Origin of the sequence: Okeania sp. SIO2F4, assembly GCF_010672385.1 — a bacterium.
In the GTDB taxonomy this organism is placed as follows: domain Bacteria; phylum Cyanobacteriota; class Cyanobacteriia; order Cyanobacteriales; family Microcoleaceae; genus Trichodesmium.
Map to the genome: position 1 here is coordinate 1 of NZ_JAAHGT010000459.1, position 7,542 is coordinate 7,542.

At 36.0% G+C, this 7,542-nt stretch carries 8 protein-coding genes; 5 read left to right on the forward strand and 3 right to left on the reverse strand.

Annotation, left to right across the window (positions count from 1 at the left end):
• Positions 1-492: 492 nt before the first annotated feature.
• Positions 493-2,235: an ArnT family glycosyltransferase gene (locus tag F6K22_RS24670; protein ID WP_293104027.1), complete on the reverse strand. Its 1,743-nt coding sequence runs from the start codon at positions 2,233-2,235 to the stop codon at positions 493-495.
• Positions 2,236-2,263: 28 nt separating this feature from the next.
• Between F6K22_RS24670 and F6K22_RS24675 the strand changes: the two genes are divergently transcribed.
• From F6K22_RS24675 to F6K22_RS24685, 3 genes are all read left to right on the forward strand, one after another.
• Positions 2,264-2,581, forward strand: a complete 318-nt coding sequence (locus tag F6K22_RS24675; RefSeq protein WP_293104030.1) for a type II toxin-antitoxin system VapC family toxin — start codon at positions 2,264-2,266, stop codon at positions 2,579-2,581.
• A gap of 527 nt (positions 2,582-3,108) precedes the next feature.
• The gene (locus tag F6K22_RS24680) at positions 3,109-3,351 is read left to right on the forward strand and encodes a type II toxin-antitoxin system ParD family antitoxin (protein ID WP_293104033.1); all 243 of its coding nucleotides are present in this window, start codon (positions 3,109-3,111) and stop codon (positions 3,349-3,351) included.
• A 5-nt stretch (positions 3,352-3,356) separates the two neighbouring features.
• Positions 3,357-3,671: a type II toxin-antitoxin system RelE/ParE family toxin gene (locus F6K22_RS24685; RefSeq protein WP_293104036.1), complete on the forward strand. Its 315-nt coding sequence runs from the start codon at positions 3,357-3,359 to the stop codon at positions 3,669-3,671.
• A 152-nt stretch (positions 3,672-3,823) separates the two neighbouring features.
• Here the strand turns inward: F6K22_RS24685 and pcrA are convergent, their stop codons facing one another.
• Positions 3,824-6,169 (reverse strand): DNA helicase PcrA, encoded by a 2,346-nt coding sequence (pcrA, locus tag F6K22_RS24690; RefSeq protein ID WP_293104040.1) that lies wholly within the window; start codon positions 6,167-6,169, stop codon positions 3,824-3,826.
• Between the two features lie 196 nt (positions 6,170-6,365).
• Between pcrA and F6K22_RS24695 the strand changes: the two genes are divergently transcribed.
• Together F6K22_RS24695 and F6K22_RS24700 are read left to right on the forward strand one after the other, a co-directional pair.
• Entirely contained in the window at positions 6,366-6,551 is a 186-nt protein-coding gene (locus tag F6K22_RS24695) for a hypothetical protein (protein ID WP_293104043.1), read from the forward strand.
• Positions 6,552-6,914: 363 nt separating this feature from the next.
• On the forward strand, positions 6,915-7,208 hold the full coding sequence (locus tag F6K22_RS24700) for a hypothetical protein (protein WP_293104046.1): 294 nt from the start codon (positions 6,915-6,917) through the stop codon (positions 7,206-7,208).
• A 141-nt stretch (positions 7,209-7,349) separates the two neighbouring features.
• Here the strand turns inward: F6K22_RS24700 and F6K22_RS24705 are convergent.
• Positions 7,350-7,542 (reverse strand): carotenoid oxygenase family protein (locus F6K22_RS24705; RefSeq protein WP_293104048.1); only part of this gene is annotated, 193 nt, incomplete at its 5' end.

Below are 7,542 nucleotides of genomic sequence, written 5' to 3' on the forward strand. Positions count from 1 at the left end.
TGGAATAGGTATGGAGGGAATAGTAAACGGTTAAAAGGTTTCAGGGTTTAGAAATGTCAAGAGCCTTAATGCGTAGTGCTATAGTAGCGCGTCTAGCTTGAAAATGTGGGTTGAAAAAAACCTAACCCCCCAACCCCCTTCCCTGGTAGGGAAGGGGGAGAATATTCCCCCCTCTCAAAAGCAGGAGAGGGGTCGGGGGAGAGGTCTTAAGCAAACAGCAAACTTACCCACAATTTTAGTCTAGATGTTTTAGTAGGGTAGGCAAATATAGACTTATTAAGAAACTGTTGATTAAATGATAATTTTATTATCGAAGTACCAAAGAACAATTATAATTATGCTGGTAGTAGGGTTTGAGCAAAAAGATAAGTATTTCCAGGGCTAGAGCAATACTACAAACAAAAACTTTCTTATTTTTTTTCATAAACTAAGTTGAGTTATATCGCTTTTTTGTTTACATTCTGACTCCTGACTACTGAATTTTTTATTTGGTCAATTATTACCATAATATCGATATAAACCCACATTTTGAATTGTGTTTTCTAGAAAGTAATTTTCTTCTAAATATTGATTCAGAGCATTTCTATATTCAGGACTAATATTATCTTTTTCTGCCAGTAAAATATAACTGGGATTTTTCGCCATAATTTCATCTAATTCTTGCAGAGGGTTAATAGGCAAAATCTGAGACATGGCTGTTAAATGACTAGGAAAAGCATATTTTGTGGGAATTTTTGTGGGTACTAAGTAATAAATTATCGGTTCATAGTTGACTACATATATATAATCCGTCGATTTAATTCTTTGTCTCAAATATTTAGCAATCAAAGCTTCACGGTCATCCCATGTATCTATTTTTTGGATATATCGATAATAGATAAATTCCCAATTTTTAGTTAACTTATTATAGCCAGCTTGAGCAAAAGGATATATTAAAATTAAGAACAGAATTATGTTGGGAAGGGAAGGCAATACAGGGATTTTTGACCGGAATGTGCCGATGATTCCATAAAATTTTTGGGAATTTCTCAAAGTAGCTATTTGAGTTTTACCACTTATTTTTTTCAGTTCCCTTACTTCCCCATAGCTATATTTCTCTATTGATTTTTTTTGAGGCCAATAAATAGACTTAATAATCACATATCCACTAATCAAACATAAAGGAGGTAATAACTGTAAAAAGTAATGATTATAAAATCGCTTAGATAACAAAACTGCCAAAAAAGCACAGCACAACCACAGAAATAAATAGATAAAATTTCTTTCCTGTTTAAACTTACCCCTAGCAAAGACAAATAAATAAATCGGACTCCAGAACAAACATAACCACAATAAAATATTTCCCAATACCTGTTTTCTAAGTCTACTCAAAAGGTCAGACCAGGAAAAATTCAACATCCCCACATATTTAGTATTAGCTATGAGAGTCGCATAAATATACTCGTCAAAATATCCAGAAAACTGATAAATAACTACGATAATAACTGCGGGTAAAATTAAGCCGGCAGCTAAAATTAGATAAAATCTTAACAAGGAAAATGAAAATCTTTCTTTTGTTAATCCCTGAAAATTATTTACAAGTTTTCCATCTTCTTTCCTCTTTCTTTCTTCCTCCTGACTCCTGACTCCTGACTCCTGACTCCTGAATTCTTCTTCCTTCCTGAACAAACTCCCCAATAAAACTAATCCCAAGACATCCATAATTACCAAATATTTTATTTGCATCCCAATTCCCAAAATTAGACCAATCAGAAATACTTTAATATTTGATAATTTCCTATCCTGAAACAACAATAAAAATGCCCCTGTAACGAAAGGAGCGAATAAAATTTCTGCATTGGCGGCTGCACCATCATTATGTAGAGAAAAAATAGCATATAAACTTCCTGCCAATAATCCAATTTTCTCTCCTTGCTTGGCGTCGATAGTTGCACCAATTCTATATAAAAAATAACTGGTAAAAGTTGTGGCAATAATAGATAAGATTCTGATAGATACTATAGAATTTCCTAAAATTAGCATTGTCAGGGAAAATAAGATAAAAATGCCTGGAGGTTTGTTATCCCAAATTTCTATATAAGGGAGGTTGCTATTTAATAGACTATCTGCTCCTAAAATATAGATACTTTCGTCTTTGTCTAATACAGATACAAATAAAGTCCAGAATCTGAGGAAGAATGATAATAGTAGAAATGCCAGAAAAATTATTAGTTTTTGATTGATTTGTTTGGTCATAGTTTGAATAGCAATCGCTTTTTTTCTTATGGAGATGTGGGAAGGGCGATCGCCCCCAAAAAGCCATCCGTTAATAACCCAACCCTCAGAAGTCACTACTAACTTTATACAACTTTTAGATGCTGGAAACTTCCAAGCTATTACCAGCGAGCTAACTTTGGCAGAAGTTTTGGTAAAACCCTTAATTGATAATAACGTAAAAGTTCGTTCCGCTTATGAAAATGCCATTCAAAGTTCCCAAGTGCTTGAAGTAGTGCCAATTAATCGGACAATTTTAAGAGAATCAGCTCGATTAAGAAGTATGATTAATATAAGATTGCCAGATGCTATTCATTCAGTAATATAGAATCCGGTTATATAATATATGTTGATAATTCTATAATTACTTCAAGCCTTCAATCTCCCCACTTTCCCATCTCCCCATTTCCCCCAACCATATAATAACTATTCAACCAGATTTGATATAACGGCAATTTGAAATGGATGCGAAACTTTTCTAACTAACGATAAACGGTTAGAAGCAGTTTCTGGTATTAATGTTTTTGTTTGATCTAATTTGTTGTCTCCTTAATTAAGTACCTTACCAGAGCGATATCCTAAACCAACCATGTTTGATATCAAATCCGGTTAAACAGTTATAGATTGCTTAAGTATTTAGTCCTCAGGAGTCAGTCGGACCGAGTCAGGAGGGGAAAGAATTACAAAGATTGAGTAGTTATGACGATTTGAGAATTTTTTTATGTCCAATTCCCCCGGATTTGATATGAGGAGCGATCGCTTGGCTCTAGAGATCCAACTAGAGCGATCGTCACCAACCCAGATTGACAAAATCTCAATTATCTTTTAACATTTAGTCTAGGAGGTAAATAGACTATGACAACACTTAATATCTCAATCCCTGAATCGATGCAAGAATTTGTTAATCAGCAAATTGCTTCTGGTAACTACAACAATGCCAGCGAATATATCTTGCATTTAATATATAGAGACCAACAGCAAACGACCGAATTAGAGACAATGTTGTTAGAAGGTATCAACAGTGGCCAGCCTATTGAAGTTACAGAAAGTTGGTGGGAACAAAAACGTAGTGCGCTTGTAGAAAAATTAAGCGATTAAAGTAGATGACGCGACAAATTGTAATTAGACCAAAAGCAAGCGACGACTTGGACGAGCAATTTGCTTATATTGCTAAAGATAACATGGATGCAGCATTGCGATTTTTTGATGCGACCAGAGAGACTATCTCGCAACTGGCGAAGATGCCTGGTATAGGTAGTCCAGTACAAAATTCTAGTTTAGCAGGTTTGCGGAAGCTGGCAGTCAAGGGGTTTAACAAGCACTTAATTTTTTATCTCACTCAAGATAACTATATTGATGTGGTACGAATACTTCATGCTGCTCGCGATCTTCCTACCATTATTGATAGCGAAGAATAATGAAGTACAATAGATTTTTACTTTAATTTCCTCAAAATTGGTAATTGCCAAAAGCAAAACTAGGTTAGATGAAATTGATATGCAATAAAATTACGACAAAGCCATCTCCCCTTACTTTTGACTTTTGACTTTGGTGAAATTGTATTAATTTTTCAATTCAACTTTTCCATCGGTGCAGTTTTCGGATCGATAATTTTTTTACTCTTACCAAATTTGATACCTAAACTCATCTTCTTTCCCTCACCCAAAACATTAGTTACTAACCCCACGCCAAAATTTTCGTGCATCACTTTATCCCCTACTTGCCAACTTTCTGTTTGATTACCTACTACTTTTTTCACATCAGTATTTTTAGTCTTTTTACTCTGACGTTTTGACCGATAAATTACTTTTTTCATAGCATTAGTATTAACTAAATCACCCGGTAACTCGCCCAAGAATTGAGATGGAATTGTGGCATCTCGCGCTCCCCAAAATTGTCGCCTTTCTGTGGCATAAGAAAGAAATAATTGTTCTTGCGCTCTGGTAATTCCTACATAACAAAGTCGCCTTTCTTCTTCTAAAGATAAAGGATCATCTATACTCCGAAAATGAGGTAATAAACCTTGTTCTAAACCTACCATAAATACCACTGGAAATTCCAAACCTTTAGCCGAATGTAATGTCATTAACGACACAACTTCTTGCCCCTCTTGGAGGTTATCTAGATCGGAAGCCAAAGAAGCATTTGCCAAAAAACCCCCTAAAGTTGTATCTTCATTATCCTCTTGAAACTGAGCAACAGCACTACATAATTCTCCTAAATTTGCCAGTCTATTATCTGCATCTTCCGTTCCTTGTTTTTTCAAATCTTCAATATAACCAGAAGTCTCCAAAATTCCCTCAAGAATTTCTATAGCTGTCAAATTTTCTACCTCATCTTGCCAATGTTGAATTATCTCCGCAAATTTATTGACAGCTTTTGATGAACGACCTGCCAAAGCATTAACTGAAGTTTTATCGTTAATAATTTCCCACAAAGGTATTCCCATCTGCGAACTAGCATTTAATAAACTATCAATAGTTGTTTTACCAATTCCCCTTCTGGGAGTATTAATAATTCGCATAAAACTAACAGTATCAGCAGGATTTGCAATTACCCGCAAATAAGCCAAAGCATCCTTAATTTCTTTCCGGTCATAAAATCTCAAACCCCCAATTATCACATATTTAATATCATAATGAATCAAGGCTTCCTCAATAGGGCGTGACTGAGAATTAGTCCGATAAAGCACAGCAAAACTACCTAAATCTAACTCTGGGTTTTGGTCTGTAATTTCCTCAATTTTACTACAAATAAATTCTGCTTCTTCTCGCTCACTTTCTGCCTCATAACAATAAATTTCTTCCCCTAAACCCCTGGTTGGTTTGAGAATTTTATCGATACGTTGAGTATTATTTTCAATCAACTTATTCGCAACTTCCAGAATATTTTCCCGCGACCGATAATTTTCCTCCAACTTAATCATTGTCCGGGTATCTTCATCAGGCAAACCATCACCAAAATCATTCTGAAAATCCAGCAAAATTGTATAATCTGCCATGCGGAAAGAATAAATAGATTGGTCTACATCTCCCACCACAAAAACAGAACGATTTTCCCAGTTATTAAAATATCTAGGCTCTTCACCATTAGTAGCTAAATATCTAATAAAATTGTATTGAGTCCGATTAGTATCTTGATATTCATCGACTAAAATATGATTAAAACTTTGATGCCAATAAGCCAATACTTGCTCATTTTGCCGAAATAATTCTACAGGTATTCTGATTAGATCGTCAAAATCAAGAGCATTATTCGCAGCTAAATTATCTTGATAAATTCCGTAGACTTCAGCAATTACCCGCCCCCGATAATCTGGCTGTGATTTTTGAAATTCTTGAGGTGACATTCCTTGGTTTTTAGCATTACTAATAGCATATCTCATAGAACGTGGTTCAAATTTTTTATCATCTAAATTTAGCTGTTTAGTAACAATTTGCTTAATTAAACTTTGAGCATCACTTTCATCAAAAATAGAAAAATTTTTATCCCAACGACGTTTTTTTTCGTCTTGGTATTTATTAATATCAAACCGCAGAATACGAGCGCAAAGACTATGAAACGTTCCCATCCATAAATGCTTAGTAATATTTTTGTAGACCTGCGATCGCAACCTTGTCTGTTCCTCCGGTGTCAAAGCGGAAAAAGGTTTACCATATTTAGCTTCTGCCTGTTGTTGAGCAAACAGTCTCTCAATACGGTCTTTCATTTCCCGTGCAGCTTTATTTGTAAACGTCACCGCCAGAATATTTTCTGGATGTACCCGATGATGACGTATTAGATGGGCCACACGATAAGTCAACGCCCTAGTTTTGCCCGAACCAGCACCTGCCACAACCAACATTGGTCCGCAGAAATGTTGTACTGCTTGGCGTTGAGATAAATTTAGCTGAGAGAGAAAGTCAGTAGTTTGCATAGTTGGATGTTATATAGAGCAGTTAATATATTGCATATTATCACCAAACTAAAACAAAACACTAGGGTGCGTTTTGCTTCGCAACATGAAAAGTGAAGTTGTAGGGTGCGTTAATGAAATGTAAAGCACCGTAGCAATCTCTACTCCTAGATAGTTGCGAGCAATCTTAAATTTATCAATATCTACATTTTCAGCGATGACTATCACTCCTGGAGCTTTATCAATCATCTATCTGCACTCAGCTTGGGTACCAGAAATAACTCCCCGAAGTTCTGCTTATAAAGTGGATATGTGTTCGGATACGGATATTAACAAGCATAAGCATTTACCTGGTTGGATTCGAGATATTTTTGAGAAGGATATCTATCCAGCTTTTGATTGATAATATTATTGACGCTTGTGAAGTTTTTTCCCGTTAAATCGGAGATTATAACGGGAGACCCCTTGTCAAATCTAGTTGGAATTAATATCTGGAAAAATTCTTAAGATTAAAGGTTTTTCTAGGGATAAAAAAGCGAGTGCTAATTGGTGAGGTCTCCATTTCCTGCGGAAACGCTCCGCGAACAGAATGTAAGACCCACTCAAGACAGTGAAGTTATTCTGGACTAATGTTTCGACCAACAGAACAGAATATTCGGAGCGTGTAAAAGTTACCGTTAATATCTACAGAAAATTTAAGTTTTTTCCGGCTTTTAAAAGCCTTCTTCCTTACCGAAAAATAAAGGTATAAAGCCTCTCACTCGCCGTGGAGAAAAAAGCGGTCGGCAAGCGGAGCAGTCCGTTAGGATGGGATGGCGAGGTCTCCGTTCCCTCCGGGACGCTACGCGAACGCTTGCCTCCAATCTCCCAAGAGAGAAGAAATAATATTTCCTTATATTCAATTCCCGTACGGTTAAAACCTTCTTGTAATTATCAAGTTCGCCATTATCAATTATCAATTAATGAACCTTACCTTAGAATACCGATGCTACCCGACTTGATATTAATTAAAATGGCGATCGCTCCACTTCCATGTCAACCCAAAAGAGCGATCGCTTAACTTTCTTTTCCTCAAGAAAATAAATTTTAAGGAAGCGGTTACCAAACTTCATTTTTTTTGCTTGCGAGAAGGGGATTTTAACCACTCCTAAGCAATAGTTTCGGGAATTTTAACCCCGAGCTGCTCAAAGCTGATAGCAAGTTAATTATTTGTTATCAACTGCATCTCAGACACCCAAGTACCATGAAAACCATAAGGTACTCTCTGAGGTAACATTACCCGCGCTACAGGTTCCCCCCTCATATCCTGAGCATCTATGACCAATAATTCAGAACGCTTCTCTTTCTCATCATACACAAAAGTCAACAACCAACCATCATCCTCATCAATAGCA

Coding starts and splice junctions, on each gene's coding strand:
- F6K22_RS24670 (WP_293104027.1), bottom strand. CDS start 2,235: ATGACCAAACAAATCAATCAAAAACTAATAATTTTTCTGGCATTTCTA.
- F6K22_RS24675 (WP_293104030.1), top strand. CDS start 2,264: ATGGAGATGTGGGAAGGGCGATCGCCCCCAAAAAGCCATCCGTTAATA.
- F6K22_RS24680 (WP_293104033.1), top strand. CDS start 3,109: ATGACAACACTTAATATCTCAATCCCTGAATCGATGCAAGAATTTGTT.
- F6K22_RS24685 (WP_293104036.1), top strand. CDS start 3,357: ATGACGCGACAAATTGTAATTAGACCAAAAGCAAGCGACGACTTGGAC.
- pcrA (WP_293104040.1), bottom strand. CDS start 6,169: ATGCAAACTACTGACTTTCTCTCTCAGCTAAATTTATCTCAACGCCAA.
- F6K22_RS24695 (WP_293104043.1), top strand. CDS start 6,366: ATGACTATCACTCCTGGAGCTTTATCAATCATCTATCTGCACTCAGCT.